This window comes from Caldisalinibacter kiritimatiensis (assembly GCF_000387765.1).
GTDB classification, from domain to species: Bacteria; Bacillota; Clostridia; order Tissierellales; family Caldisalinibacteraceae; genus Caldisalinibacter; species Caldisalinibacter kiritimatiensis.
The window spans coordinates 1-651 of the sequence record NZ_ARZA01000122.1 but is presented as its reverse complement, the minus strand read 5'-3'; the positions used below and the strand labels follow the sequence as shown (position 1 = coordinate 651).

Below are 651 nucleotides of genomic sequence, written 5' to 3'. Positions count from 1 at the left end.
AAAGAGAAAAAAGAAATACAACTAAATAAGAATCAAAAACTACAAGGAAAAAAAGAAATAAAAGTATTGTTTGAAGAAATGGATGGACTTTGGATAAATATGCAAGGTAAAGATAAAAAGTCAAAGAAGAAAGAGATGAAGGAATTAAAATTAGGTATTTTTTATGAAGGTTGGGAAAAAAAGCATGAGAAAAAAGATAGATATGTAGTAAAAAATAAAAAAGCCTATGTAAGCTTTGGAAATAGCAAAGATTTTAAAAATCTGAGAGAAGCAAAGATAGCTAAAGAGTACAACATAGATGAAATAGAAACAAAGATAGTAAATGGTGATGGAGCAAAATGGATAAAAGAAGTTGCCAATGAAGATAATTCACATTTTCAATTAGATCCATTTCACAGAAATCAAGCAGTACTTAAAAATGTAGAAGATAAAACAAAAGCAAAGAAAATAATAAAAAAATTAAGTAATGGTAAGATAGAAGAAAGTTTAGAAATGATAACAAAACTAATGATAGAGAACAATGACAATGAAGAAAAGATGAAGAAACTAGAAAACTTATATAATTATATAGTAAATAACAAAGAAGGTATAGTACTTTATAAGCTTAGGTCAGACATAAATATATCCAATCCACCGAAAGGTGTAAAATAC

General features: G+C 26.1%; 1 protein-coding gene. It reads left to right on the top strand.

All coding sequences use genetic code 11. The annotated features are described in order from the left end of the window. A partial coding sequence (locus L21TH_RS05870) for a UPF0236 family transposase-like protein (protein ID WP_205617963.1) occupies positions 1 to 651 on the top strand: 651 nt, incomplete at both ends.